Source organism: Mycobacterium riyadhense (genome assembly GCF_963853645.1).
GTDB lineage: Bacteria > Actinomycetota > Actinomycetes > Mycobacteriales > Mycobacteriaceae > Mycobacterium > Mycobacterium riyadhense.
Map to the genome: position 1 here is coordinate 3623576 of NZ_OY970456.1, position 26367 is coordinate 3649942.

Consider the following 26367-nt stretch of genomic DNA (forward strand, 5'->3'; position numbering starts at 1 on the left):
GTTTCTTGGCTAACGTGCCTCAGCTGGTCAGTTGTTCCACCAGTTCCACGGCGCTGTCCACCGAATCCAGTAGCGCTCCGACGTGTGCCTTACTGCCGCGCAGCGGCTCGAGCGTCGGGATGCGAACCAGCGAATCACCGCCCAGGTCGAAGATCACCGAGTCCCAACTGGCCGCTGCGATATCAGCCCCGAACCGGCGCAGGCATTCGCCGCGGAAATACGCACGCGTGTCCGTCGGCGGGTTGTCCACGGCCTGCAGCACCTGGTGTTCGGTGACCAGACGCTTCATCGAGCCCCGCGCCACCAGCCGGTTGTACAGGCCCTTGTCCAGCCGGACGTCGGAATACTGGAGGTCGACGAGGTGCAGCCGGGGAGCCGACCAGCTCAGGTTCTCCCGGTGCCGGAATCCGTCGAGCAATCGCAGCTTGGCAGGCCAGTCCAGCAGCTCGGCGCAGTCCATTGGGTCGCGCTCCAGCTTGTCGAGCACGTCTGCCCAGGTCTGCACGATGTCGGCTGCCCGGGGATCGGGGTCGCGGCTGTCGACCAACTTGGCCACCCGGTCGAGGTAGATCCGTTGCAGCGCAAGGCCGGTCAGTTCGCGACCGTCAGCAAGGGCCACGGTTGCCCGCAGCAACGGGTCGCGGCTGATCGCGTGGACAGCGTGCACCGGGCGGGCCAACACCAGATCGGTCAAGTCGATGCCTTCTTCGATCAGGTCCAGCACTAACGCGGTGGTACCCAGCTTGAGGTAGGTCGACGTTTCGGCAAGGTTGGCGTCGCCGATGATGACGTGCAGCCTGCGGTACCTATCGGCGTCGGCATGCGGTTCGTCGCGGGTGTTGATGATGCCGCGTTTCAGCGTGGTCTCCAGCCCAACCTCGACCTCGATGTAGTCGGAGCGCTGGGACAGCTGAAAGCCCGGCTCATCGCCGGAGGGCCCGATGCCGACCCGGCCGGAACCCGTCACCACCTGCCGGGACACCAAAAACGGCGTCAGCCCGGCGATGATGGCCGAAAACGGGGTCTGCCGCGACATCAGGTAGTTCTCGTGCGACCCGTAGGAGGCGCCCTTGCCGTCGACGTTGTTCTTGTAGAGCTGCAGTTTCGCCGCGCCCGGCACGCTCGCGACATGGCGGGCGGCCGCCTCCATCACGCGTTCACCGGCCTTGTCCCAGATCACCGCGTCGAGCGGGTCGGTGCACTCGGGTGCGGAGTATTCGGGGTGGGCGTGGTCGACGTAGAGCCGCGCCCCATTGGTCAGGATCATGTTGGCGGCGCCGACCTCGTCGGCGTCGACCACCGGCGGCGGGCCGGCCGAGCGGCTCAAGTCGAAACCCCGGGCATCCCGCAGCGGCGATTCCACCTCGTAGTCCCAGCGGGTGCGTTTGGCGCGCTGAATGCCGGCGGCGGCGGCGTAGGCCAGCACCGCCTGCGTCGAGGTGAGGATCGGGTTGGCGGTCGGGTCCGACGGCGACGAAATGCCGTACTCGACCTCCGTTCCGATAATCCGTTGCATGGCGTAAGCCTAGGCCGGTCGACGATGCGGACCCGGTGGGGCCCGAGGTGGGGCGCGCATCTCACCGCCACTCTTGTCGCATTAGCCACATTGGCCTCTGCCGGGAGAGGTATTCGTCGTTTCCACCTATCCGCGACAACCGCTATCGGCGACAGCCGCTCTGCAACTCGAGGACCACCGGACACGCGGCCGATTTGTCGGTGAGGTGGGCAAACCGTGTGCCTGCCAACTCAGAGACTCAAGTGGCCACTGCGACCGATGTGAGCGAGCAGGCCAGCGATCCTCCGCCGTCCGGTAACAGATCCCCGCTGATGCGGTGAGCAATCGAATCAGCGCGGACGTAGTGACAGCAAACAGGGCGTGACCGCCACTAGGGTGATCCGCGATGAACCTTTCCCTGCGCCGCGCGCTGGCACCCCCGGACTCGCCGCGTGCCGAGGCGGAAGCCTGGTTCCTGCAGCGCGGCTTGCCGTCGGTGCTCACCAGGCGAGCCCGATGGCGACGGCTGTGGCCGCGCTCGGCGCCCATGCTGGCGGCGTACGCAACGGTGCACTGCTGGGCCCTGCCGATCCTGCTGATCACCCAAGGTGACGAAGTCGTCATCGACGGAGCGCCCACACCCCGAGAATGGGTGCTGCTGGCGCTAGTCGCCGTCGCTCCGGCCCTGATCACGCTTGTCGGTTGGCTGGTGTCCCGGCTATCCGACAACCGGAAGCGTTCGGTTGCCGCGACTGTTGCGGTTAGCGTTGTGGCAATCATCGTCATTGTCCAAACGTCGATATCTCGCCTGCCCGACGCCGCCTTCGTCGCTGTCGCGGTCCTCCTCCTGACAGCAAGCGGAATCGGCTCGGTGGCCGGATGGTCGGTGCGCATGGTGCTGTCGCACCTTGCGAGCATTGGCGCCCTCGCAGTCCGGGCCCTACCGGTTGTTCTGCTGACGACTTTGGTGTTCTTCAACGGCAACGTCTGGCTTATGTCCGCAACGATTAGCGGAGAGCGCCTGACGCTCGCGATGGTCTTTCTGATGAGCATCGCCGCCGCTTTCGTCGTCTCCGCCACGGTGGAGCGGGTCCGGCCGATGCTGCGGTCACCCGCCGCGGTGCCCAACGACTGCGAAGAGCTAGCCAACACGCCATTCGAGGCGATATCCGATCCGCTCAGCAGCCCGCCCCTGACCAGGGCGGAGCGCGTCAATGTTGTCTTTGTGCTCGCCGCGTCACAACTCGCACAGATTCTGGTGGTCGCAGCACTCACCACCGCGATATACGTGATCCTCGGGCTGATCGTGCTTACCCCGGCGCTACTGAAGGAATGGGCCCACACCGCATCCAGCAGCTCGACCGTGTTAGGTCTAACGGTTCCGGTGCCAGATTCCTTGATACATCTGTGTCTTTTCCTGGGCGCGTTGACCTTCATGTACATCAGTGCCCGCGCGGCCGGTGATGCCGATTACCGTTCAACCTTCGTCGACCCACTGATCCACGACCTGCACGCGACGCTGACCGCTCGCAACCGGTACCGCGGCACCATCGCTGCGAGCAATGTTGACGCCGATAACGTGAGTGATTAACTTCACCCTGGTGCCGGCCGAACAAGTGCGCAACAAGGTATCCGACTTATCAGGGAAGCGCTACGGCGAAGTCCTTTTGGTAACTCCAGGCGAGGCCGGTCCGCAGGCCACCGTCTACAACAGCTTTCCACTCAACGAATGTCCCGCCGACCTGTGGTCCGCGCTCGACGCTCAAGCCCTCGCGACCGAACACGGTGCGGCCACGGCGCTGCTCAACGGCCCGCGCTACTGGCTGATGAACTCCATCGAGAAGACCCCGCAGGGCCCACCGGTGACCAAGACCTTCGGCGGGATCGAGATGCTGCAGCAGGCCACGGTCTTGCTGTCATCGATGAACCCCGCGCCCTATACCCCCAATCAGGTAAGCCGCCGCACCGTCTTCGTCTTCAACGCCGGGGAAGAAATCTACGAACTCCAGGACCCCAAGGGACAGCGCTGGGTCATGCAGACCTGGAGCCAAGTGGTGGACCCCAACCTGTCGCGTGCCGACCTACCCAAGCTGGCCGACCGGCTCAAGCTGCCGGACGGGTGGTCCTACCATGTGCGCATACTGCCCGGCGAGCTGAGGATCGACACCACGACCCGCGCTGCCCAAGTGCTTCAGGACGACCTGACCAATAGCTATTCGCTGGTGAGCGCCTAGTCGCACGCAGCGACAAATGTTTACAGGTACTGGCCGAGGTTGGATTCGGTGTCGATGGCCCGCGACGCGCTCGACGATTTGCCCGTAACGAGGGTTCGGATGTAGACGATCCGCTCACCCTTCTTGCCCGAAATCCGCGCCCAGTCATCGGGATTCGTGGTGTTGGGCAGGTCCTCGTTCTCGGCGAACTCGTCGACGATCGAGTCCAGCAGGTGCTGAATGCGCAGACCTGGCTGGCCGGTCTCCAACACCGACTTGATGGCGTTCTTCTTCGCCCGGTCGACAACGTTCTGGATCATCGCCCCGGAGTTGAAGTCCTTGAAGTACATGACTTCCTTGTCACCGTTGGCATAGGTGACCTCGAGGAATCGGTTGTCGTCGATCTCGGCATACATGCGGTCGACGACCTTTTCGATCATCGCCTTGATGCACGCCGTGCGGTCGCCGTCGAACTCGGCAAGGTCGTCGGCATGCACCGGCAGCGACTCGGTGAGGTACTTCGAGTAGATGTCCATTGCCGCCTCGGCATCCGGGCGCTCGATCTTGATCTTCACGTCGAGGCGTCCCGGCCGCAGGATGGCGGGATCGATCATGTCTTCACGGTTGGAGGCGCCGATCACGATGACGTTCTCCAGCCCCTCCACCCCGTCGATCTCACTGAGCAACTGCGGGACGACGGTTGTCTCGACGTCCGAGGAGACACCGGTACCGCGGGTGCGGAAGATCGAATCCATCTCGTCGAAGAACACGATCACGGGTGTGCCTTCCGACGCCTTTTCTCGAGCGCGCTGGAAGATCAGCCGGATGTGACGCTCGGTCTCGCCGACGAATTTGTTCAGCAGCTCGGGACCTTTGATGTTGAGGAAGTACGACTTCGCCTCCCGGGCGTCGTCGCCACGAACCTCGGCCATCTTCTTGGCCAGCGAGTTGGCCACTGCCTTGGCGATCAAGGTCTTCCCACAGCCGGGTGGGCCATAGAGCAGCACACCCTTGGGCGGGCGCAACGCGTACTCGCGGTAGAGCTCCTTGTGCAGGAACGGCAACTCGACGGCATCGCGAATCTGCTCGATCTGGCGCGTCAGGCCGCCGATGTCTTGGTAGCTGACGTCCGGGACCTCTTCGAGCACCAGGTCTTCGACTTCGGCCTTGGGGATGCGCTCGAAGGCATAGCCGGCTTTGGTGTCGACCAGCAACGAGTCGCCAGGGCGCAGCTTGCGGGGCCGGGTGTCGTCATTGAGGGCGTCCGCGTGACCGTCAGGAAGGTCCTCGGCAATCAGCGGATCCGCCAACCAGACGATGCGCTCCTCGTCCGCGTGGCCGACGACCAGCGCACGGTGACCATCGGCCAGAACCTCACGCAATGTCGATATCTCGCCGACGGATTCGAAGGTGCCGGCCTCCACCACGGTCAGGGCTTCATTGAGCCGGACCGTTTGGCCCTTCTTGAGGGACCTGGCGTCGATGTTGGGCGAGCACGTCAGGCGCATCTTGCGACCCGAGGTGAACACGTCCACCGTTTCGTCGTCGTGGGCGGACAGCAAGACCCCGTAACCACTGGGCGGCTGCCCCAGTCGGTCAACTTCCTCGCGCAGCGCGAGCAGTTGTTGACGGGCTTCTTTAAGAGTTTCCATTAATTTGGAATTGCGGGCCGCGAGTGAGTCGATACGGGCTTCGAGTTGATGCACATCCCGAGCAGAGCGCGTCGAGCTCTGCTGTCCAACCGCGTGCTCAAGTTGCTCGCGCAGCACCGCAGCTTCGCGCCGTAGCTGTTCCAGCTCGGCGGCATCTTCGCTGGACAGGGGGATATCGCGAGGGGTCTTAAAGGCGTCAGAACGCTCTGAGTCACCCATGTTGCGCTCCTTTCCCGCACCAGGAATGGCGTGGCGGATACATCAACGCTACCGGCGATCGGCGATTGATGTGTGGAGTCACATGCCCTCGAATGGCCTTGAAAAGTAACAACTTGTTTCGCGCTGGTAACCTCTGCTTCGACTCGGGCCGACCGAAACAACCTTGAAAGGGCCTCTGTGACTGCGAAATCCCTAACCACAGGCGTAACAGCCGTTACGGAGATCGGTGCCGCAGCCGCCGGTGTGACTTTCATTTCTTCCCCACGTGCATCCCTGCACTGCCTATAGCGAGACTGCCTCTGGATGCACCCAAACGTCTGCGTGACCCTAGGCACCGCCGCCGTCGCGGCGGCGCTGGGACTCGCGGGGTGTTCGCATGACGACGAGTCCGAGAAGGCTGCGGCGGCCGCACCCGTTGTACCACCGGCGACTTCGAGTGCGGTTGCGGCGCCGCCGAGTGCTCCCCTGCCGGCCCCCGAAGCCCTGACCGATGTGCTGTCACGGCTCGCCGATCCAGCCGTGCCGGGCGTCGACAAGCTGAACCTCGTCGAAGGCTCAACCTCTGAGATGGCCGCCGCTCTGGACAGGTTCACCACCGCCGCGCGAGACGGCGGGTATCTACCCATGACCTTCGCGGCCCACAACCTCGCCTGGTCGGACCGAAACCCGTCCGACGTGGTGGCCACCGTCGTCGTCACCACAGCCCAACCCAACAACCGTGAGTTCACCTTCCCGATGGAGTTCACACCCTTCCAAGGGGGCTGGCAGTTGTCCCGGCGAACCGCGGAAATGCTACTGGCCCTGGGAAATTCACGGGGCTCGACGTCGTCGGCACCAGCCCCGGCTCCCAGCCCGCCACCGTCGCCTGCCCCCAGCCCAGCCCCGGCCCCGACTTCGACTCCCGGCTGAGCCGCAGGTATGTGGATCGGCTGGCTCGAGTTCGATGTGCTGCTGGGCGACGTGCGTTCACTCAAACAGAAGCGATCGGTGATCCGCCCGCTGGTTGCAGAGCTGCAACGCAAGTTCAGCGTCTCGGCCGCCGAGATCGGTTCGAATGACCTCTACCGACGGGCCGGCATCGGCGTATCCGTGGTGTCGAGCGATCGGGGCCATGCCGTCGATGTCCTGGACGCGGCCGAACGTCTGGTAGCCGCACATCCGGAGTTCGAGTTGTTGTCGGTGCGACGGGGCTTGCAGCGCAGCGACGACTAGGTCATCTGCACTGAATGCAGCCGGGCAAACCCCGGACGTCCAGCTGGGATCGGGATACGCTTTATGCCTGACCCTTTGCGTCGGCCCGGGATGCCCGGGCGGTGGGAGGTGGGGACATGTCAATGATGCTGGTAAGCCCAGAGGCGTTAGTGGCGGCGACCGCACAATTGCAGCGCATTGGCTCGACGTTGGCTACGGCCAACTCGGCAGCGGCGGCCCCGATCACCTCGGTGGTGGGTGCCGGCGCTGACGAGGTGTCGGCGGCGGTAGCGGCGCTGTTTTCGACCGAAGGCCAGGCCTATCAAAGGCTTAGCGTTGAAGCGGCGTTGTTCCACGACCGCTTTATGCAAGCCCTCAACGGGAGCGCGAGCGCGTATGCGGCCGCTGAGGCCGCCAACGTTGAGCAGAACCTGCTCAACCTGGTGAATACTCCCACCCAGTTGCTCTTGGGGCGCCCGCTGATTGGTGACGGCGCCAATGGCGCGCCCGGTACCGGGCAGGCCGGCGGGGCTGGCGGGCTGTTGTACGGCAATGGCGGAGCCGGCGGGTCGGGTGGAATCGGCCAGCCCGGTGGGCCTGGCGGCGACGCCGGGCTGATCGGCGCCGGCGGTGCCGGCGGCGCCGGTGGAATCGGTGCGGGCGGTGGTGGCAGCGGCGGGGCGGGCGGTCCCGGCGGTCGCGGCGGCTGGCTGTCCGGCGACGGCGGTGCCGGCGGTCCTGGTGGTGCCGGCACGAACGGCGGCGCGATAGGCGTGCCCGGCGGTGCCGGCGGTCGCGGAGGGGCCGGCGGGAGCGCCTGGCTAATCGGTGCCGGCGGGCCCGGCGGGGAAGGCGGAGACGGCGAGGTAAGCGGGATTAATGCGGACGGTGGGGACGGTGGCGCCGGCGGGGCGGGTGGCGGCGGTGGGCTGCTGTATGGCGGCGGCGGGGCGGGCGGCAACGGCGGCATCGGGGGGTTCTCCCAGGGCAGCGCCGGGATCGGCGGTGCCGGCGGGGCCGGCGGGGCTGGCGGATACGCCGGGCTGATCGGCGACGGCGGCAGCGGCGGCAGCGGCGGCGACGGCGATGCCGGCCTCACCGACGGTGGGATCGGTGGAGCCGGCGGGGCCGGTGGTGCCGGCGGCTGGCTGTCTGGCAACGGCGGAGCGGGCGGCACTGGCGGCGTCGGCGGGTTCTCATCCAACAACAACTCCGCGTCCGGTGGGGCCGGCGGGGCCGGTGGCAATGCCGGGTTGCTGATCGGTAACGGCGGAGCCGGCGGCCACGGCGGCAGCGGCAGCAACAGTAATAACGCCGCCGGGGACGGTGGGGCCGGCGGGGCCGGCGGGGCCGGCGCGCTGTTCGGCGACGGCGGGGCGGGCGGCAACGGCGGCAATGGTGGCGACGGCGGGCCGGGTGGTGGCGGGGACGGCGGAGCCGGTGGAACCGGTGGTGGCGGCGGGCTGTTGATCGGCACCGGTGGCCAGGGCGGCGCCGGCGGTACCGGCGGCGCCGGCCCCTTCAGCACCCGCGGACCGGGCGGTACCGGCGGCGGCGGCGGGGCCGGCGGCGACGGCGGGCTGCTGTACGGCAACGGCGGTGCGGGCGGCGCAGGTGGCGCCGGTGGCACCGGCGGGAACGAGTTCGTCGGCAAGGCCGGCGGCAACGGTGGGGCTGGCGGTGCCGGCGGCGACGCCCGACTGATCGGTACCGGAGGTGACGGGGGCGATGGCGGCGCTGGGGGGACCACCATAACCGCTGGCGACGGCGGGTTCGGCGGGATCGGCGGGGTCGGCGGGGCCGGTGGACGGTTAAACGGCAACGCCGGCGGATCGGGTATACCCGGCGCGGACGGCGACTGACACGAAATTGGGTCCGGCCTAGCCCGAAGTTAAGGCTGTTGAACTAGGTGAATTCCCTGGTTGACCTGGGGATTGGCTGGTTTGGGTGGGTGGTGGTTCTGGCTACGCGGCGATGGTGAGGGGGATCGGAGCGTCAATGAGGTCGAAGGCGCGGCGCTGGGTGGGGGTGGGCTCGGTGAGTTTGTCGATTTCGATGTTGGTCTGGTGGTAGCGGATCCGGTCGCGGGTGAGGGTGGCCAGGTGATTGAGCAGGTCGCGGAAGCTTCGTACCGGGTTGCCAGCCGCGTCGTGTTTGGTGGAGGCTTTGGCGTGTGCGGCTGGGGAGCGCTGCGCGGGGGCGACGGGGTTGTCCCGATGCGGCGGTGTTTCGTCGGTGAATGTCAGTGGCGCCCAGGCCTTGCGCAGGTGCCAGATGAGGTAGCAGGCCAGCATGCAGATCAGCACGTGGGCTTTGACGCGGTCCTCGAGGCGGTGGTGGATGGGGCGTAGGTCGAGGTCGTCGGTCTTGATGATGCGAAAGTCGCGTTCGATGTTGGCGAGGTTTTTGTAACCCTCCACCACGGCGGCGGGGTCGAGGACCTTGGTGTTGACGCTGGTGCGCAGCACGTAGATGCCGTCGAGGGCGGCTTGGGCGTCGATGGCGGCCTGGTCGCGGTGGTAGGTGAACTCGGTGTCGGTGATCGTGAGGTGGAAGAGCTGGCCCACCTTGAATTTTCCGCTGACCTTGCCGACTGCGATGCCGATCTTGTCGGCGCCGGACAGGGTGGCTTTGGTGACGCGTTGGGCGATGTGGGCCAGTTCCTTCTCGGTGGCAGCCAGCAGGTCGTGGCGTTTGCGGGCACGTTCGGCGGCCAGGGCGGGGTTGCGGCAGGCGATCAGCCGTTCACCGGGGTAGTCGGGGTGGGTGATCTCGGCGAGGTCCTGGGTATCGAACAGGCTCATCTGCAGCGGCCCGTCGTCGCGGGCGAGTTTGGCGATCGCGGGTGCGCGTAGCGCGGTGATCCAATCGAAGGCGGTTGGGGTGTCGGGGTTGTCGTTGAGTTCGCGCAGCGCGTCGATGCGGGCGGTGGTGATCATGCCGCGATCGCCGACCAGCACCAGCCGCTGGATGGCGAGCTTGTCCTTGATCACCTGCACGATCTGGGTGAACGCGGTCGGGTCGGCGGTGGCACCGGAAAACACGCGCACCGCGACCGGGCGGCCCTCAGGGTCGGTGAGCACCCCGTATTCGATCTGCTCGCAGCCCTTCTTGCCGTCGCGGGAGTAGCCGCGCGCGGCCAGCTCGCAGCATCGGCCGGTCACCCACGAGGAAGTCAGGTCGAACAACGCCATCCGGCCCGGGTTCACCGACTCGTTTAAATGCTTTGCCGCCAGCTTCTTTTCGATCCTATCCTGTCGGTCGGCCAGCCAGTCCATCCCGGCGTAGATCTCGTCGGTGGAGGCCTCGGCCACCCCCAAATCGACGCCGAGGGTGGTGTTGGGCCACCACGACAGGGTGGACAGCTTCGACTTGGGCCGCACCACCCGCGAGATGATCAACGCGAGCACGATATCGCGGGCTCGGCACGGCGGGCCCAGCACTGCGGCCAGCTCGAGCTTGCGCGCCATCGCGGCCACCGCCGCCACGTCCCCGTGTGGCAGCGACCGGGACTTGCTGAACTCGGAGCCGGCCGGCACCAGCGTGTGGCCCTTCAGCGTCGCCTCGATCGCATCGACGGCCTGCGGCGGCAGCATCGACAGGTTGGCCACGGTCTCGTTGCGCACCTTGGCCCCGTCTCGGTAGGTGCGGCGCAACAGTACAGACTCATAGACGCGCTCGTGGCCTTGCTTATCCACGTGAGTCTTCTTAACTCTGACTACGTGAGCTTTGCCGGTATTGCGTGGCACACCAAGAATCATAGCTGGATTCCGCTGCATTGATAGAAACGACACGCATCTATTCGTGACTACATATGAGCACACAACAACGCCCATATTGTCAGTTCAGACCACCAATACTCAGTCAAAACCATCGCAACTTCGGCCTAGCCGTCGCGCCCTTCGCGTTTGCGGCCCAAGGGCGCCGGAGCCACAGCACCGGGCGCCAGCCGACGCGCCGTAATCAGGAACGCGGTGTGCCCGCGCATCGAATGTTGCGGCCGAACGGCCAGCCCGACAACGTTCCAACCCCGCTGCAGCGTCTCCCACGATCGCGGTTCGGTCCAACACTGCTGCGCCCGAACGGCCTCGACGACCTTCGACAGCTGGGTGACGGTGGCCACGTAGATCACCAGTACGCCGCCGGCGATCACCAGCTTGGCTACCGCATCCAGCACCTCCCACGGTGCCAGCATGTCCAGCACCGCACGGTCAACGGAGTCGTCGGGCAGCTCGGAGTCCGCGACGTCGCTGATGATCAGCTGCCAATTCCGCGGTTCGCGGCCGTAGAAGGTTTCTACATTGCGACGAGCGTGTTCGGCGTGATCGGCACGCTGCTCGTAGGAGATTACTTGCCCTTCCGGCCCGACCGCCCGCAGCAGCGACAAGGTCAGCGCACCCGAACCGGCTCCCGCCTCCAGCACCCGAGCGCCGGGAAAGATGTCGCCCTCGTGCACGATCTGAGCGGCGTCCTTGGGGTAGATCACCTGCGGTCCCCGAGGCATCGACATCACGTAGTCGACCAGCAGCGGACGCATCACCAGAAAGTGGGCGCCATTGCTGGATTTGACCACGCTGCCTTGCTCCAACCCGATCACCGCGTCGTGAGCGATCGAGCCGCGATGGGTATGGAACTCGCTACCGGGTGTGAGCGACATCGTGTAGTGCCGGCCCTTGGCGTCGGTGAGCTGGACGCGTTCACCAACGGTGAACGGGCCGGATGCTGACACGCCGTATAGCGTGCCAGCCGACTCGCCGTAGTCGATGCTCGGGGTTGTCGGCGCCCCGCTCTAGGCTGCGGGCATGACCGACCAGCTGGTGGCGCCGCAGCCGGCGCTTCGCGTCTCACGGCCGGCGCTGTCACCCTCACGGGCGGCGGATTTCAAACAATGCCCGCTGCTGTATCGGTTCCGCGCGATCGATCGGCTGCCCGAGGCGCCGTCGGTGGCACAGCTACGGGGGTCACTGGTGCACGTCGCACTGGAGCAGCTTTACGCCTTGCCCGCGATGCAACGCGGCCCGGACACGGCACGCTCACTCGTGGAGCCCGCCTGGGACCACGTGATCGCCGCGGCGCCCAAGCTGGCCGCCGAGCTGGACCGTGGACAGCGCATCCAGTTGCTGGACGAAGCCCGCGCGTTGCTGGCCGGCTACTACCGGCTCGAAGACCCCACCCGGTTTAGCCCGCAAAGCTGTGAACAGCGCGTGGAAGTCGAGCTGGCCGATGGCACGCTGCTGCGCGGCTTTATCGACCGGATCGATGTGGCCGCAACCGGCGAGCTTCGGGTGGTCGACTACAAGACCGGCAAAGCACCGCCGGCCGCGCGGGCCCTGGCCGAATTCAAGGCGATGTTCCAAATGAAGTTCTACGCGGTGGCGCTGTTTCGTTCCCGCGGTGTGTTACCCACCCGGCTGCGGCTGATCTATCTGGCCGACGGCCAGGTGCTGGACTACTCACCCGACGGTGGCGAGCTGATGCGATTCGAGAAGACGTTAATGGCGATCTGGCGGGCGATCCAATCCGTCGGCGCGACAGGCGATTTCCGCGCCAACCCGTCGCGGTTATGCGATTGGTGCCCGCACCAAAAGCACTGCCCGGCCTTCGGCGGGACGCCGCCGCCCTATCCGGGGTGGCCGAACGGTACGGACTCACATCCGACCGAGCCGGCGGCATGAACGGTTGCTTCTACCGAAGCCTCCCCGGTGACGGTGAGTATCAGGCGTTTAGCCCCACCGACTACACCCGCAGCAATTGGGGTCCCGAAATTCAGCATGGCTCGCCCCCGTTGGCGCTGCTGACCAAGCTGATCGAGGAACTTTCCGCGGGCTCCCGTCTGCGGATCGGCCGCCTCAGCCTGGACATCCTCGGGGCCATTCCGGTGAGCCCGGTGCGGGCCCGGGCCTGGGTGGAACGTCCGGGTTCGCGCGTGAGCATGATCATCGCCGAGATGATCGCCGATCGTGTGGTGGCGCGGGTAACCGCTTGGCTGCTGGCGGTTTCCGACACCGTCGACACGGCATCTGACCGTTATCGCCCGCTGGTGGAGGGACCGGCCCAACCCCGTCCGGCGGCGTTCGCGAACGCCCGCGGCTATTTCGACGCCCTCGACTGGCGCCCGCAGAAGACCGACGGACAGTTCGCCGCGGTGTCCTGGTTCAGCCCGTTAGCCCACATCGTCGACACTGAGCCCACGTCCGCGCTGCAGCGACTTACCGCCGTGGTGGACTGCGCCAACGGCGTGGGCGCAGTCCTGGATCCGAGCGAGTTCGTCTTCATGAACACCGACACGGTCGTGCACCTGCACCGCCTGCCAACAGGGCACGATTTCGCGCTGCGCGCTCGTGCGTCGATAGGGCCGGACGGTGTGGGGGTGACGACGTGCGAGGTCTTCGACAAAGCCGGTTTTGTGGGCACATCCGCCCAGACACTTCTGGTCCAGCGCAGGTGATTCGTCTATTCCGATGGTGGCGACATCTCTTGCGGCCGGGTCATAGCGCTTGCGGAACCATCGCCGCCGCCATAGCAACGATGGCGAAGCCACCCAGAACGGCGACCGAATCCTCCAGCAGCGCGATGGGAAGATCGTGCCCGCCGCGGGCGGTAACCAGCCGCCGGCGCGCCTGATAGCCGCCGAGAGTGCCGAGCACGGCGCCGATCACACCGGCGCCCAGCGCGCTCCACGTGTAGCCCCATGCGGTGCCGATGACCGCGCCGGCCAATCCACCCAGGATGATCCGGACCGCAAACACCGGTGTCGCGGTGCGCGGCGGGGTCTTGGGAAGTTTGTCGTTGATCAGTTCGGCGACCGCCAGAACGCTGAGGATCACCACCGTCACGATGTTGCCCATCCAGGATGCCCACGTGTGGTCGAGGTTGAGCCCGCTCAGAAAGGCCGCCCAGGCGACCACCGCGGGAGCGGTGACGGAACGCAATCCGGCGACGAAACCGATTAAGAGAGCCAGTAGCAGGACAAGGACTTGCGTCACAACGATCCCTTCTGGGACAGACGAGCAGCCACGGCACACGGCCCTAGCGGGACGCTAACACAGCGACCGCCTCGCCACATGTTCAAAATCGGCAGAACCTGATGTCGGAAGCCAGGATCGCTTTGGCGCCGATAGCGGCGAGTTCGTCCATGACGCCGTTGACGCCCCGGCGTGGCACCAGCGCCCGGATTGCGACCCAGGCCGGGTCGGCGAGCGGCGCAATGGTCGGCGACTCCAATCCCGGCGTGATCGACGTGGCTTTGTCCAGTACCGAGCGCGGGCAGTCGTAGTCCAGCATCAGATATTGCTGGCCGAACACCACACCCTGTACCCGGGCGACCAGTTGATCGCGCGCCGCGATGGCATTGTCGTTGCGGTCCTGGTCGGCACGCTCGATCAGCACCGCCTCCGAATCACACAGTGGCTCACCAAAGGCCACCAGATTATGCATGCTTAGGGTGCGACCGGAGCCCACCACGTCGGCGATGGCATCAGCCACCCCGAGTTGTACCGAAATCTCTACGGCACCATCGAGTCTGATCACGGTTGCTGGAATGCCCTTGCTGTCCAAGTCTTTTCGGACAAGGTTTGGATACGCGGTGGCGATCCGTTTTCCGGCGAGGTCAGCCGTCGTCCAGTGCCGCCCGGCCGGGCCGGCGTAACGGAAGCTGGACGACCCGAAACCCAGCGCCAACCGTTCGTGCACCGCCGCGCCAGAATCTAGTGCCAGGTCCCGGCCAGTGATCCCGAAGTCGAGCTCGCCGGAACCGACATAGATGGCAATGTCTTTGGGCCGCAAGAAGAAGAACTCGACATTGTTGACGGGATCAATGACGGTCAGGTCCTTGGGATCGGTTCGGCGCCGGTAGCCGGCCTCCGCGAGGATCTCGGTAGCCGGTTCGCTGAGCGCACCTTTGTTGGGTACCGCGACCCGCAACATGCTCATAACTTTCGGTACACGTCGTCGAGGGACAGTCCACGCGAAATCATCAATACCTGGGTCCAGTAGAGCAACTGGCTGATCTCCTCGGCCAGCGCTTCGTTGGGTTCGTGCTCGGCGGCCAGCCACACCTCCCCGGCCTCCTCCAGGATCTTTTTGCCCAGCGTATGTATCCCGGCGTCCAGGGCCGCCACCGTCGAGCTACCGGCCGGCCGGGTGCGGGCGCGGACGCCGAGTTCGGCGAACAGATCCTCGAAGGTCTTCACGGCCAGCGATTGTTCCACGTGCTGGCCAGCAAAGTCACGGCGGTTTAGCCGGGCCCGCCCCGAAAGACCGTCTACTTAGGACGCCCTAATGTAGGTTAGCCTAACCTGGTTACTTTCCTCATGTTCAAGGGGGCGGCCGATGGTGGCCTTTCCGATATGGTTCGCGCTTCCGCCGGAGGTGCATGCAACGCTGTTGTCCGCCGGCGCCGGCCCCGGTCCGATGTTGGCCGCGGCGGAGGCTTGGCACGCCCTCGCCGTCCAATACACCGACATTGCAACGGAACTCGCAAGCGTGCTCGGTGCGATCGAGGCAAGTTCGTGGCAGGGCCCCACGGCCGAGCGGTTCGTCGCGGCTCATCAGCCGTTTCTCGCCTGGTTGAACCAGGCTGCCGCGGTGGCCGCGGCAGCAGCCGCCGCACACGAGATGGCCGCCGCGGGGTACGCGTCGGCGTTGGCCAGCATGCCGACGCTCGCAGAACTCGCGGCGAACCACGCCGTGCACGGGGCTTTGGTGGCCACCAACTTTTTCGGCGTCAACACCATCCCCATCGCCGTTAACGAGGCCGACTACCTGCGGATGTGGATCCAGGCCGCTACCGCGATGAGCGTCTATGAAGCCGTAGCCAGGGACAGCGTGGCAGCGACCCCCACGACGTCGCCGGCGCCGGCGATAGTCACCGCCGAGGCCGCTCCGGCAGCCAGCAGCTTTCCCGACCCGGTGAAGATCATTCTTCAGGCCCTCCAGGATTTCCTGACATTCCTTCGCAACCTCGCCGCCGAGACCCTCTCGGGGCCGCTGGGAAAGTTCGTCGTTCAGGTGCTGGACTGGTTCATCTCCTTCGTGTCCGGCCCGGTGTTCAAGTTCATGGCCTACCTGATCCTGGACCCGATGATTTACTTCGGGCCCTTCACCCCAGCGCTGAGTCCTTTTGGCATGCCAGCCGCGCTAATCGGCCTGGCCGGAATTGCCGGGATCGGCGCGGTACCCGATGCGGCAGCGCCGCTGGTCGCGGGTCTGCACGTCGGCGGCCCCAGCCGGCAGAGCTTGCCTGCGACCGTCGGTGTCACGCTGGCCGGGACCGGCGCGGCCGCACCCGTGACAACGTCTGCGCCGGCCCCCGCCACTTCCTCAGCAGCGACCTCTCCCACCGTCACCGAATTCGGCCCTGCCCAAGGCCTTTACGCGGTCAGTGGTCCAGACGGCGAAGGCTTCACGCCGACCACCCGAACCAAAGGGATCGCCGGCGTCACCGCGGATGCGCCCGCACCGGCCGCCAAGCTCCCCGGTGACCACGCCCCGGCAAGCGCCAGGAAGTCCGCGAAACTTCGGAAGAGCTTGCGCCAGTACCGCTTCGAGTTCCTGGAAGACGACGGGCGGATTACCACGTCAGACGCGACGCTGACCGAGCAGGCCGCGGCCAGCCACCGTGGCGTGGACGCGCTGGGGTTCGCCGGAACCATCCCGAAATCGGCTGCAGGACAAGCCAAAGGACTAAGGCAACCATGTAGCGAATTCGCCAATGCCCCGCAGGTGCCGATGCTGCCGCATACCTGGAGCGGCGAATAACTACGGCGGTACCAGCCCCGATCAGCCGGGGTTGCCGTGGGTGCCGTCGGTGCCGGTTGCTCCCGGCGCGCCGGGATCGCCGGGGTTGCCGCCAATCTTCCCGGTACCGCCGAGACCACCCGCCCCGCCGGAACCGCCGGCCCCGCCGCCGCCTCCGACACCACCGCCGCCGGTGCTGCCCGCACGGCCCAACAGTCCACCCGCGCCGCCCGCGCCGCCGTTGCCGCCGTCACCGCCATTGCCGCCGGCACCGCCGACGCCACCATCACCCCCGTCCCCGCCGGGGGCGTCCGGCTGGCTCAAATCGCCAAAGGCGGATCGCAGGCCGCCGTCACCGCCATTGCCGCCGGGGCCGCCAACAGCCCCGATGCCGCCGATGCCACCGGCGCCACCCACGCCCCCGTTACCGCCGTCGCCGAGCAGCAGCCCACCACGACCCCCGGCCCCGCCGACGCCGCCGACACCGCCGTCACCAGCCGCAGCACCGGCGCCGCCGCCACCCCCGTGGCCACCGGCACCGGCGGCGCCCGCCGCTGGTGCGCCAACTATGTTGCCACCGGCGCCCCCATTACCACCCGCGGCGCCCGTGCCCCCGGCACCCCCGTCTCCACCGTCGCCGCCATCCAGTAGGTCGGGAACGGTGGCGGTGGGCGCGATGGCATCGCCGCCGGCCCCGCCAGCACCTCCCGCGGCCCCGGCCCCGCCAGCACCTCCGTTTCCACCCCTCCCGGCAATTGCTTGGCTATCGGCGGCAGTGGTGATGGCGTTGCCGCCTGCCCCCCCGGCGCCGCCGGGCGCAAAGTCACCGCCGGCACCGCCAGTGCCACCGAAGCCGCCTTTACCGTCGCCGCCGTTCGTCGCGGAACCGGTGCCGCCGGTGCCGCCGTTGCCGCCGGCCACCCCGGCGCTGGTGCCGTCGTCGCCGGGGCCGCCGTCGAGCGGGACGACACCGTTGAGCACGTTGGCGCCGTTGGTGCCGGGGGACGCCTGGCTCGTCGGGTTGGGGGTGGGGTTGACACCGGTGGCGCCGGCCCCGCCAAGCCCGCCAGCCCCACCGTTGCCGCCGTGGCCGATAAGCCCGACGGCGTTGCCGCCGACACCGCCGTTACCGCCGGGCGCACCGGCGACCCCGATCCCACCCGCCCCGCCATGCCCGCCATTGCCGGACAGCATCCCACCGTTGCCGCCGCGACCTCCGGCCGCACCGGCCCCACCACCACCGCCGGCCCCGCCGTTGCCGATCAGCCCGGCATCCCCACCGATGCCGCCGGCCACCCCCGTCGTGGTGCTGGTGTAGCCGCTGCCGCCGTTGCCGTACAACAACCCACCGGCCCCGCCGTTCGGGTTGGCTGCGGTGCCATTGGCGCCGTCGCCGATCAGCGGGCGCCCCAACAGCGCCTGAGTGGGCGCATTGACCACACCCAAGACACCGTCCTGCAGCATCTGCAACGGCGATGCGTTCGCGGCCTCGGCGCTGGCATACGACCCCGCACCCGCGGTCAAGGCCTGCACAAACTGGGCATGAAACGCCGCCGCCTGCACGTTCACCGCCTGATAGGCCTGGGCATGCCCGGCAAACAACGCCGCGATGGCAGCTGACACTTCATCAGCCCCAGCCGCCAACACTCCCGCGGTAGGAGCCGCCGCTGCCACGTTGGCTGCGCTGAGCGCCGAGCCGATACCTGCTACGTCCGTCGCTACCGCGGCCAACATCTCCGGGGCCGCCACCACAAATGACATGAGCCTTCCTCCAGCTACGACGACATCGCTACCTGCGACTAGCCGGATGGTATTCTCGGTCCCCGCTCACCGCAGGCCTTTCCACCTAACTGCGGCATCGCCATGAGGGGCTGTCAGACGTCGCGGCTCAGTCCTCCGGGTTGTACCCGAGGTTGGGGCCTAGCCAGCGCTCGGCCTCCTGCAGGGTCCAGCCCTTGCGCTTCGCATAGTCGGCGACCTGGTCCTGGGCCACCCGGCCGACCACGAAGTACTGCGACTGGGGGTGCGAGAAATACCAGCCGCTGACGGCAGCACCAGGCCACATCGCCATCGACTCGGTCAGCTCGATGCCGGTCCGCGCCTGGACGTCCATCAACTTCCAGAGCGTCACCTTCTCGGTGTGCTCCGGGCAGGCCGGGTAGCCGGGGGCAGGGCGGATGCCGGTGTACTTCTCGCCGATGAGTGCCTCGTTGTCCAGCTGCTCTTCGGGCTGGTAGCCCCAGAATTCCTTGCGGACCCGTTCGTGCATCCGTTCGGCGAACGCCTCGGCCAGCCGATCGGCGACCGACTCCAACAGGATCGCGCTGTAGTCGTCGAGGGTTGCCTTGAACTCCGCGATCTTTTCCTGGCTGCCGAGCCCTGAGGTGACGGCGAAGGCGCCGACGTAGTCGGCCAGACCAGTGGCCTTGGGCGCGACGTAGTCGCCCAGCGACCGATTCGGGATGCCGTCCCGGTGCTCGCCCTGTTGGCGCAGGTTATGCAACGTGGTCAGCACCTCGGTGCGGCTCTCGTCGGTGTACACCTCGATGTCGTCGCCGACCGCGTTCGCCGCGAAGAACCCGATCACCCCGTTGGCAGTCAGCCACTTCTCTTTGATCAGGGAGTCGAGCATCTCCTGGGCGTCGCCGTAGAGCTTGCGGGCAGCCTCGCCCGTGGCCGGGTTGTTGAGAATGTCGGGGAACCTGCCCTTCATCTCCCAGGCGTTGAAGAACGGCTGCCAGTCGATGTACTCGCGCAACTCGGCGAGGTCGTAGTCGTGAAACTCCCGCACGCCGAGACCCTGGGCGGGCACCGGCGGCGTGTAGCCGTCCCACTCGATCGGCGTCCGGTTCGCGCGGGCCTTCTCCAGCGTCAGCATCGGCCGCTCGTTCTTCTGGGCGTGCCGTTCGCGCAGCGACGCGTAGTCCTTCTCGGTCGCATCCAACAGGGCCGGACGCTGCTTGTCGTCGAGGAGCGCGGCAGCGACCGGCACCGAACGGGATGCGTCTTTGACCCAGACCACCGGACCGGACCGGCGCGGCGCCACCTTCACGGCGGTGTGCGCGCGGGAGGTGGTCGCGCCGCCGATCAGCAGCGGGATCTCCAGCCCCTCGCGTTCCATCTCGACGGCGAAGTTGACCATCTCGTCCAGCGACGGGGTGATCAGCCCGGACAGCCCGATGATGTCGGCGTCGTGCTCTTTGGCCGCATCCAGGATCTTGCTGGCCGGCACCATCACACCGAGGTCGATCACTTCGTAGTTGTTGCACTGCAGGACAACCCCGACGATGTTCTTGCCGATGTCGTGGACGTCGCCCTTCACCGTCGCCATCACGATGGTGCCGTTGGTGTCCTTGCCGGCGGCGGCGCCCGACTCTTCCTTCTCCGCCTCGATGAACGGCAGCAAGTACGCGACGGCCTTCTTCATCACCCGGGCCGACTTCACGACCTGGGGCAGGAACATCTTTCCCGAGCCGAAGAGGTCGCCGACGACATTCATGCCGTCCATCAACGGGCCCTCGATCACCTCGATCGGGCGACCACCCGCGGCGGCGATCTCGACCCGCAATTCCTCGGTGTCGGCATCGACGTGGGCGTCGATGCCCTTGACCAGGGCGTGCGTGATCCGCTCGCGGACCGGAAGGCCGCGCCACTCTTGGACAACCGAGTCGTCGGTCGTCTCTTTGCTGTTGAACCGTTCGGCGATCTCCAGCAGCCTCTCGGCCGCGTCCGCGCGGCGGTTCAGGACTACGTCCTCGATCCGGTCCCGCAGCTCGGGGTCGATCGAGTCGTAGGGCACCAGCGCTCCGGCGTTGACGATGCCCATGTCCAGGCCAGCCTTGATGGCGTGGAACAGGAACACCGAGTGAATCGCCTCGCGGACCGGGTTGTTGCCCCGGAACGAGAACGACACGTTGGAGATACCGCCAGAGATGTGCACCCCGGGCAGGTTCTCCTTGATCCAGGCGCAGGCCTCGATGAAGTCGATCCCGTACGTGGCGTGCTCCTCGATGCCGGTCGCCAGCGCGAAGCAGTTCGGGTCGAAGATGATGTCCTCGGGCGGGAAGCCGACCTCTTCGGTCAGGATCCGATAGGCGCGCCCGCAGATCTGCTTGCGGCGCTCCAGGTTGTCGGCCTGCCCCTGCTCGTCGAAGGCCATCACGACGACGGCGGCGCCGTACTTGCGGCACAGCCGCGCCTCGCGGATGAACTTCTCCTCGCCCTCCTTCATGGAGATCGAGTTGACGATCGGCTTGCCCTGCACGTTCTTCAGGCCCGCCTCGATGACTTCCCACTTGGAGGAGTCGATCATCACCGGGACGCGGCTGATGTCCGGCTCGGCCGCGATCAGCTTGGTGAACCGGTCCATCGCGGCGACGCCGTCGATCATGCCCTCGTCCATGTTGATGTCGATGACCTGCGCGCCGACCTCGACCTGCTGCAGGGCAACCGACAGCGCGGTGTCGTAGTCCTCGGCCTTGATCAGGTTGCGGAACCGGGCCGAGCCGGTGATGTTGGTGCGCTCACCGATGTTCACGAACAGGGAGTCGTCGGTGATGTTGAGCGGCTCCAAACCCGAGAGCCGGGTGGCCACCTCGATTTTCGGCACCTCGCGCGGCGCTTTCCCCTCGACGACCTTGGCTATCTCCGCGATGTGCGGCGGCGCCGTTCCACAGCAACCACCGACCAGGTTGACCAGGCCGGCGTCGGCGAAGTCGGCGATGTAGCCGGCCTGACGCTCCGGGGTCTCGTCGTACTCGCCGAACGCGTTGGGCAGGCCGGCATTCGGGTAGCAGGAGACGAAGGTGTCCGCGATCCGCGCCATCTCGGCGATGTAGGGCCGCATCTCCGGCGCGCCAAGGGCGCAGTTGAGGCCGACCGCGATCGGCTTGGCGTGCCTGATCGAGTTCCAGAACGCTTCGGTGACCTGCCCGGACAACGTGCGCCCGGAAGCGTCGGTGATGGTGCCCGAGATGATGACCGGCCAGCGGCGTCCGCGGTCCTCGAACAGCGTCTCTACGGCGAACACCGCCGCCTTGGCGTTCAGCGAGTCGAAAATCGTCTCGATGATCAGCAGGTCGGCACCGCCGTCGACCAGGCCGTTGGCCGCCTCGAGGTAGGCGGCGACCAGCTGATCGTAGGAGACGTTGCGGGCGCCGGGGTCATTGACGTCCGGCGAGATCGACGCGGTGCGAGTCGTCGGCCCGATGGCGCCGGCGACGTAACGGGGCTTGGACGGGGTGCTGAACTCGTCCGCTGCTTTGCGGGCCAGGGCGGCGCCGGCGTAGTTCAGCTCGTAGGCCAGGTCGGCCATCTCGTAGTCGGAGAGCGAGATCGCGTTCGCGTTGAACGTGTTGGTCTCCAGGATGTCGGCGCCCGCCTCGAGGTACTCGCGGTGGATCCCGGTGATGATGTGCGGCTGCGTCAGGGTGAGCAGGTCGTTGTTGCCCTGCAGAGCCGTCGGCCACTCCGTGAAGCGGTCGCCGCGGTAGCCGGCCTCGTCCGGCCGGTCCCGCTGGATCGCCGTGCCCATTGCGCCGTCGATCACCATGATCCGCTGTCCGAGAGCAGCCGCTAGTTCGTCGGTGCAGTCGGGGCGGATGTTTGGCTCAAAAATATTGGGCTCGGGGACGTTCACATGCAATCCTTCCGTAGCGGAAGGCGTCCTTAAATCTGTCGAGCGTGGCGGATACCGGCAGTGACCGGCGAACCGTTGCAACGCCTCTCGACGGTGAAAAGTCTACGTCGTCACCCTACGTCTGGACGCCCAACTCGACCTGATCCGCGATGCGATCGCGGCGCCTTTGAGCGCCAGCTCGCGGATCTTGGCGGCATTGTCGTAGGTATTTGGGTTAACCACATTGCAGCCGAACGTATTTCGTGTCGACCGCGTCGGCGCCGGTTGGCGACGTCATCGAGGCTCACCAGACGCCGCGACAAAACGTCGAGGAGATCGGTGTCGTAGTGGTGTTCGTTGGCGCCAGTCACATGGCAAGAATAGTCGGCCTATGGAATTTCCTCAGCCGTTGACAGCGCTCTGACAGGCTGGCGCGGCTCTACCGGACGGCAATGCCGCTGGACTGCACCCCGTACGCTGAATCCTGTGACTTTGCCCGATGATGGCGCGGATGGTGGCATTGTGCTGCCCGAACTGCACAACACCGTCGTCGTGGCTGCCTTCGAGGGCTGGAACGACGCGGGCGACGCGGCCAGCGACGCGGTGGCCCACTTGGCAGCCTCATGGAACGCAGTCCCGATCATCGAGATCGATGACGAGGCCTACTACGACTACCAGGTAAATCGCCCGGTCATCCGGCAAGTCGACGGGGTCACCCGGGAGCTGGAATGGCCCGCGATGCGGATCTCGCATTGCCGCCCACCCGACAGTGACCGCGACGTGGTGTTGATGTACGGGGTCGAGCCGAACATGCGCTGGCGCACCTTCTGCGACGAGCTGCTGGGCGTCATCGACAAGCTCAATGTCGATACTGTGGTGATCCTCGGGGCGTTGCTGGCAGATACGCCGCATACGCGGCCCGTGCCGGTCACGGGCGCTGCCTACTCCCCCGAATCGGCACGCATATTCGGTCTCCAGGAGACCCGCTACGAGGGCCCGACCGGGATCGCCGGAGTGTTTCAATACGCCTGCGTGGCCGCAGGCATCCCGGCGGTGACGTTCTGGGCGGCCGTTCCGCACTATGTATCGCACCCACCGAACCCGAAGGCCACCGTGGCATTGCTACGTCGCGTCGAGGACGTGCTGGATATCGAGGTGCCGCTGGCCGACCTCCCCACGCAGGCCGAAGCGTGGGAACGCGAGATCACCGAGATGACCGCCGATGACGAGGAGCTGGCCGACTACGTGCAGTCGCTGGAGCAGCATGGTGACGCGGCCGTCGATGTGAACGATGTACTCGGCAAGATCGACGGCGATGCGCTGGCCGCCGAGTTCGAGCGCTATCTACGGCGGCGCCGCCCGGGATTCGGGCGGTAATCAGGTTTGCGGCCTTTACGCCGAACGTCGACTTGATGGGCGAAAAGCGCCAAGAATTACCCAATAACTCGACGCTCGAGACTCACTACGACTTCTCCAGCTCTTCGGTGTAGGCGCTCGTGGAACGACCTAGCGCGGCGACCTCCGCGTCTAGGCGGGGCACTAGCTCAGCGGCGGCGTTGCGGACGGGCAGTTCGCCGATCCGGAGTGACAGCACCGGCTTGAGCCAACGGACCCCGCCCACCCAACCCGGGCAGAACACACGCGACTTGCGGCCCTCGATGCCCTTGACGAAAGCCACCGCGCACTTGTTCACCGACGTGGTCTTGTTCAACGGCCAGGGCAGCCGGGTCAGGAGTTCGCTGAACGCCGGCAAGTCAGCCCTGGTGTCGCGAACTAGCGCGGTGTCGATCCAGGACATGTGGGCCGAGCCGACGCTGACGCCGCGATGAGCGACCTCCAATCGCAGGGCGTTGGCGAAGATTTCGACCGCTGCCTTGGTGGCGTTGTACGGCGCCAACCCGGGACATGCCGTGTATGCCGCCAACGATGAGACGATCAGCACATAGCCACGGCGCTCGATCACCGACGGCAAGGTGGCGCGGACCGTGTGAAAGACACCGAGCAAGTTGACATCCAACACACGCTTGAATGCCTCGGGATCGACCTGCAGCACGGAGCCGTAGCTGCCGATTCCGGCATTGGCCACGACAACGTCGATGCCGCCGAACTTTTCGACGGCTTGATCGGCTGCGGCCTGCATGGCCGGCAAGTCGCGTACGTCGGCAACCACGGTCAACAGGCGGTCATCGCCACCGAGTTCGGCTGCGATCCCGGCCAGCTCGGCCTTGCCCAGATCGGTCAGCACGAGTTTGGCGCCCTTATTGTGCAGTCGGCGCGCGACCTCAGCCCCGATTCCCCTGGCCGCACCCGTGATGAAGACGACCTTGCCCTGCAGCGATGTCATGGCCGAAAACTACCACTGCACGCTTATAGGGCCACCCCGAGCAAGGCATCGATTGCGGTTGCCACCAACTTTGGGGCCTGGGCGTCATGGCCACCGTACTCCAGCGCATCGGTGGTCCAACCATCCAGCGCGGCAATCGCTTTGGGCGTATCGAGATCGTCGGCGAGGTAACGGCGCAACCGGGCAATAGCGTCGCCGGCGTCCGGACCGGAGGTCAGTGCGGTCGCGGCACGCCAGCGTTGTAACCGGGCGGTCGCCCCGTCGAGCACCTCCTGGCTCCAAAACCGGTCCACCCGGTAGTGCCCGGCAAGCAAACCAAGCCGGACGGCCGCAGGTTCAACGCCCTGGGCGCGCAAGCTTGACACCAACACCAGATTGCCGCGGCTCTTGGACATCTTGTGCCCGTCCCAGCCGATCATCCCGGCGTGCACGTAGTGGCGCGCGAATCTTCTTTCGCCACTGACGCATTCGGCATGCGCGGCGGTGAACTCGTGATGCGGAAAGATCAGGTCACTACCGCCACCCTGAATGTCCAAGCCACTGCCGATGCGGCTCAGCGCGATCGCCGCGCATTCGACGTGCCAGCCCGGGCGGCCCGGTCCGAATGGCGACGGCCACGTGGGCTCCCCCTGCCGCGCTGCACGCCACAGCACAGCGTCCAATTCGTCGGTTTTGCCGGGCCGGTGCGGGTCCCCGCCGCGCTGCTCGAACAGCCGCAGCATGGTGTCGCGGTCATAGCCCGACTCGTAGCCGAACTGCAGCGTTGCGTCGGCCCGGTAGTAGACGTCCTGGTACTCGTCATCGACGACATAGGCCGCCCCGGAGGCAAGCATCTTCTCGATGAGCTCGACCATTTCGGCAACCGCCTCGGTGGCTGCAACGTACTCGTGCGGCGGCAGTAGCCGCAGCGCCTGCATGTCGTCACGAAACAGGCTGACCTCGCGCTCGGCGAGGTCGCGCCAGTCGACGCCGTCGCGGTTGGCGCGCTCGAACAACGGATCGTCGACATCGGTGATGTTCTGCACATAGTGCACCTGGTGACCGAGGTCCAGCCAGAGCCGGTGAATCAGATCGAAAGCCAGATAGGTGGCGGCGTGGCCCAGATGGGTCGCGTCGTAGGGCGTGATGCCGCAGACGTACATGGTGGCTTTGCTACCGGGCGTCACCGGGCGCACCTGCCGGTCGGCGGTGTCGTAGAGCCGTAGCTCCGGACCGCGCCCCGGTAGCGCCGGAACCGGTATGGCAGGCCACGACCTCATGCCGTCGACTTTAGGCCTGGAGACGATGCAGCCCGCCCAGCGGGCTGCGGAGGAGGCGGGCACTTGCTACGACGCGCCGCTCAACGCAAAGTCGGAGAAGTCGAAGCCGGGAACGACAACACAGCTCACGAGACTGGGCTTGCCGTTGAGAGGTCGTGCGCGCTGCCAATAACCGGCTGGCACCAGCACCTGCAGTTGGTGTGAACACTCGAAGTCGGGACCGAGAACGTACGTTTTAGCACTGGATTGGTCGCGACCGATCTCCAACAGCAGCGGGCCGCCGCGGTGAAATAACCACAGCTCGGCGCTGCGCACCGTGTGCCAGGCAGACTGCTGACCGGGCGTGAGCAAGAACAGAGTCGCAGTGCCGGCACACCGGGGGCCGTCGTAGTGCGACGGGAGTGTCGACTGGCTGATCGTTAGCTCGCTACGCCACGTCTCACGGAACCAACCACCCTCTGGATGGGGGCTGAGGTCCAGCTGATGGGCCCAGTCGGTAGATTCCGTCATCACGTCGCGCCCTTCCGGTGTTGCGTCCAGCGCACTCATCCGAAAACTACTGCACTGCAAGGCTTCTAGCTCACCCGCAAAAGGATGATGCCGCCGACGAACTCGACTCCCCCGATTGGTGGGGGAAGG

At 66.4% G+C, this 26367-nt stretch carries 21 protein-coding genes and 2 pseudogenes; 11 read left to right on the forward strand and 12 right to left on the reverse strand.

Going from position 1 to position 26367, the window contains the following annotated elements; translation table 11 throughout:
* Positions 1 to 19: 19 nt before the first annotated feature.
* On the reverse strand, positions 20 to 1516 hold the full coding sequence (dop, locus tag AADZ78_RS16090) for a pup deamidase/depupylase (protein ID WP_169726313.1): 1497 nt from the start codon (positions 1514 to 1516) through the stop codon (positions 20 to 22).
* Between the two features lie 385 nt (positions 1517 to 1901).
* Between dop and AADZ78_RS16095 the strand changes: the two genes are divergently transcribed.
* Positions 1902 to 3086 carry a hypothetical protein gene (locus AADZ78_RS16095; protein WP_204079964.1) on the forward strand — a complete coding sequence of 395 codons (1185 nt, stop codon included), beginning with the start codon at positions 1902 to 1904 and terminating at the stop codon, positions 3084 to 3086.
* A 25-nt stretch (positions 3087 to 3111) separates the two neighbouring features.
* A complete protein-coding gene (locus AADZ78_RS16100; protein ID WP_085250898.1) occupies positions 3112 to 3729 on the forward strand; it encodes a hypothetical protein in 618 nt (205 codons plus the stop codon).
* A gap of 20 nt (positions 3730 to 3749) precedes the next feature.
* Here AADZ78_RS16100 and arc read toward each other — a convergent pair whose 3' ends face one another.
* Positions 3750 to 5579, reverse strand: coding sequence for a proteasome ATPase (gene arc, locus AADZ78_RS16105; RefSeq protein WP_085250881.1), 1830 nt, complete (start codon positions 5577 to 5579; stop codon positions 3750 to 3752).
* A 303-nt stretch (positions 5580 to 5882) separates the two neighbouring features.
* On the opposite strand from arc, the gene AADZ78_RS16110 reads away from it, so the two are divergent.
* The 4 genes and pseudogenes from AADZ78_RS16110 to AADZ78_RS29140 all read left to right on the forward strand — a co-directional run.
* Positions 5883 to 6488, forward strand: coding sequence for a hypothetical protein (locus tag AADZ78_RS16110; RefSeq protein WP_085250880.1), 606 nt, complete (start codon positions 5883 to 5885; stop codon positions 6486 to 6488).
* A 9-nt stretch (positions 6489 to 6497) separates the two neighbouring features.
* Positions 6498 to 6791 (forward strand): DUF503 domain-containing protein, encoded by a 294-nt coding sequence (locus tag AADZ78_RS16115; RefSeq protein ID WP_085250879.1) that lies wholly within the window; start codon positions 6498 to 6500, stop codon positions 6789 to 6791.
* Positions 6792 to 6916: 125 nt separating this feature from the next.
* Positions 6917 to 7399 (forward strand): annotated as a pseudogene (locus AADZ78_RS29135) (PE family protein); the annotation flags it as partial.
* A gap of 477 nt (positions 7400 to 7876) precedes the next feature.
* Positions 7877 to 8068: pseudogene (locus AADZ78_RS29140) on the forward strand (hypothetical protein); the annotation flags it as partial.
* A 666-nt stretch (positions 8069 to 8734) separates the two neighbouring features.
* On the opposite strand, the gene AADZ78_RS16125 reads toward AADZ78_RS29140, so the two are convergent.
* Positions 8735 to 10531, reverse strand: a complete 1797-nt coding sequence (locus AADZ78_RS16125; protein WP_420873311.1) for an IS1634 family transposase — start codon at positions 10529 to 10531, stop codon at positions 8735 to 8737.
* A gap of 125 nt (positions 10532 to 10656) precedes the next feature.
* Positions 10657 to 11499 (reverse strand): tRNA (adenine(58)-N(1))-methyltransferase TrmI, encoded by an 843-nt coding sequence (gene trmI / locus AADZ78_RS16130; protein WP_085253205.1) that lies wholly within the window; start codon positions 11497 to 11499, stop codon positions 10657 to 10659.
* A 73-nt stretch (positions 11500 to 11572) separates the two neighbouring features.
* On the opposite strand from trmI, the gene AADZ78_RS16135 reads away from it, so the two are divergent.
* Together AADZ78_RS16135 and AADZ78_RS16140 are read left to right on the forward strand one after the other, a co-directional pair.
* Positions 11573 to 12445 (forward strand): RecB family exonuclease, encoded by an 873-nt coding sequence (locus AADZ78_RS16135; RefSeq protein ID WP_085253206.1) that lies wholly within the window; start codon positions 11573 to 11575, stop codon positions 12443 to 12445.
* Positions 12442 to 13218 (forward strand): thioesterase family protein, encoded by a 777-nt coding sequence (locus AADZ78_RS16140; RefSeq protein WP_085253210.1) that lies wholly within the window; start codon positions 12442 to 12444, stop codon positions 13216 to 13218. The genes AADZ78_RS16135 and AADZ78_RS16140 overlap by 4 nt, the downstream gene beginning before the upstream one ends.
* A gap of 40 nt (positions 13219 to 13258) precedes the next feature.
* Here AADZ78_RS16140 and AADZ78_RS16145 read toward each other — a convergent pair whose 3' ends face one another.
* The 3 genes from AADZ78_RS16145 to AADZ78_RS16155 all read right to left on the reverse strand — a co-directional run bounded on the left by AADZ78_RS16145 (position 13259) and on the right by AADZ78_RS16155 (position 14980).
* Positions 13259 to 13756 (reverse strand): glycine zipper 2TM domain-containing protein, encoded by a 498-nt coding sequence (locus tag AADZ78_RS16145; protein ID WP_085253207.1) that lies wholly within the window; start codon positions 13754 to 13756, stop codon positions 13259 to 13261.
* An 82-nt stretch (positions 13757 to 13838) separates the two neighbouring features.
* Positions 13839 to 14696 carry an ATP phosphoribosyltransferase gene (hisG, locus tag AADZ78_RS16150; protein ID WP_085253208.1) on the reverse strand — a complete coding sequence of 286 codons (858 nt, stop codon included), beginning with the start codon at positions 14694 to 14696 and terminating at the stop codon, positions 13839 to 13841.
* Positions 14697 to 14698: 2 nt separating this feature from the next.
* On the reverse strand, positions 14699 to 14980 hold the full coding sequence (locus AADZ78_RS16155) for a phosphoribosyl-ATP diphosphatase (RefSeq protein ID WP_085253209.1): 282 nt from the start codon (positions 14978 to 14980) through the stop codon (positions 14699 to 14701).
* A 124-nt stretch (positions 14981 to 15104) separates the two neighbouring features.
* Between AADZ78_RS16155 and AADZ78_RS16160 the strand changes: the two genes are divergently transcribed.
* Complete coding sequence (locus AADZ78_RS16160; protein WP_085253211.1) at positions 15105 to 16529, forward strand: PPE family protein; 1425 nt, start codon at positions 15105 to 15107, stop codon at positions 16527 to 16529.
* Between the two features lie 21 nt (positions 16530 to 16550).
* On the opposite strand, the gene AADZ78_RS16165 is transcribed toward AADZ78_RS16160, so the two are convergent.
* Positions 16551 to 18269 (reverse strand): PE family protein, encoded by a 1719-nt coding sequence (locus AADZ78_RS16165; protein WP_204903377.1) that lies wholly within the window; start codon positions 18267 to 18269, stop codon positions 16551 to 16553.
* A gap of 127 nt (positions 18270 to 18396) precedes the next feature.
* Positions 18397 to 22146, reverse strand: coding sequence for a methionine synthase (metH, locus tag AADZ78_RS16170; RefSeq protein ID WP_139828851.1), 3750 nt, complete (start codon positions 22144 to 22146; stop codon positions 18397 to 18399).
* Positions 22147 to 22388: 242 nt separating this feature from the next.
* Here metH and AADZ78_RS16175 point away from each other — a divergent pair, with 242 nt between their 5' ends.
* The gene (locus tag AADZ78_RS16175; RefSeq protein WP_169726356.1) at positions 22389 to 22538 is read left to right on the forward strand and encodes a hypothetical protein; all 150 of its coding nucleotides are present in this window, start codon (positions 22389 to 22391) and stop codon (positions 22536 to 22538) included.
* A 106-nt stretch (positions 22539 to 22644) separates the two neighbouring features.
* Positions 22645 to 23502, forward strand: coding sequence for a PAC2 family protein (locus AADZ78_RS16180; RefSeq protein WP_204081661.1), 858 nt, complete (start codon positions 22645 to 22647; stop codon positions 23500 to 23502).
* A gap of 85 nt (positions 23503 to 23587) precedes the next feature.
* Here AADZ78_RS16180 and AADZ78_RS16185 read toward each other — a convergent pair whose 3' ends face one another.
* From AADZ78_RS16185 to AADZ78_RS16195, 3 genes are all read right to left on the reverse strand, one after another.
* Positions 23588 to 24469, reverse strand: a complete 882-nt coding sequence (locus AADZ78_RS16185; RefSeq protein ID WP_204081075.1) for an SDR family oxidoreductase — start codon at positions 24467 to 24469, stop codon at positions 23588 to 23590.
* Positions 24470 to 24492: 23 nt separating this feature from the next.
* Positions 24493 to 25728, reverse strand: a complete 1236-nt coding sequence (mshC, locus tag AADZ78_RS16190) for a cysteine--1-D-myo-inosityl 2-amino-2-deoxy-alpha-D-glucopyranoside ligase (RefSeq protein ID WP_085251670.1) — start codon at positions 25726 to 25728, stop codon at positions 24493 to 24495.
* Positions 25729 to 25794: 66 nt separating this feature from the next.
* The gene (locus AADZ78_RS16195; RefSeq protein ID WP_085251677.1) at positions 25795 to 26238 is read right to left on the reverse strand and encodes a cupin domain-containing protein; all 444 of its coding nucleotides are present in this window, start codon (positions 26236 to 26238) and stop codon (positions 25795 to 25797) included.
* Between the last annotated feature and the right edge of the window lie 129 nt (positions 26239 to 26367).

Coding starts and splice junctions, on each gene's coding strand:
- hisG (WP_085253208.1), bottom strand. CDS start 14,696: ATGTTGCGGGTCGCGGTACCCAACAAAGGTGCGCTCAGCGAACCGGCT.
- AADZ78_RS16125 (WP_420873311.1), bottom strand. CDS start 10,531: ATGATTCTTGGTGTGCCACGCAATACCGGCAAAGCTCACGTAGTCAGA.
- AADZ78_RS16115 (WP_085250879.1), top strand. CDS start 6,498: ATGTGGATCGGCTGGCTCGAGTTCGATGTGCTGCTGGGCGACGTGCGT.
- AADZ78_RS16185 (WP_204081075.1), bottom strand. CDS start 24,469: ATGACATCGCTGCAGGGCAAGGTCGTCTTCATCACGGGTGCGGCCAGG.
- AADZ78_RS16135 (WP_085253206.1), top strand. CDS start 11,573: ATGACCGACCAGCTGGTGGCGCCGCAGCCGGCGCTTCGCGTCTCACGG.
- arc (WP_085250881.1), bottom strand. CDS start 5,579: ATGGGTGACTCAGAGCGTTCTGACGCCTTTAAGACCCCTCGCGATATC.
- AADZ78_RS16140 (WP_085253210.1), top strand. CDS start 12,442: ATGAACGGTTGCTTCTACCGAAGCCTCCCCGGTGACGGTGAGTATCAG.
- AADZ78_RS16095 (WP_204079964.1), top strand. CDS start 1,902: ATGAACCTTTCCCTGCGCCGCGCGCTGGCACCCCCGGACTCGCCGCGT.
- dop (WP_169726313.1), bottom strand. CDS start 1,516: ATGCAACGGATTATCGGAACGGAGGTCGAGTACGGCATTTCGTCGCCG.
- AADZ78_RS16110 (WP_085250880.1), top strand. CDS start 5,883: ATGCACCCAAACGTCTGCGTGACCCTAGGCACCGCCGCCGTCGCGGCG.
- AADZ78_RS16195 (WP_085251677.1), bottom strand. CDS start 26,238: ATGACGGAATCTACCGACTGGGCCCATCAGCTGGACCTCAGCCCCCAT.
- mshC (WP_085251670.1), bottom strand. CDS start 25,728: ATGAGGTCGTGGCCTGCCATACCGGTTCCGGCGCTACCGGGGCGCGGT.
- AADZ78_RS16165 (WP_204903377.1), bottom strand. CDS start 18,269: ATGTCATTTGTGGTGGCGGCCCCGGAGATGTTGGCCGCGGTAGCGACG.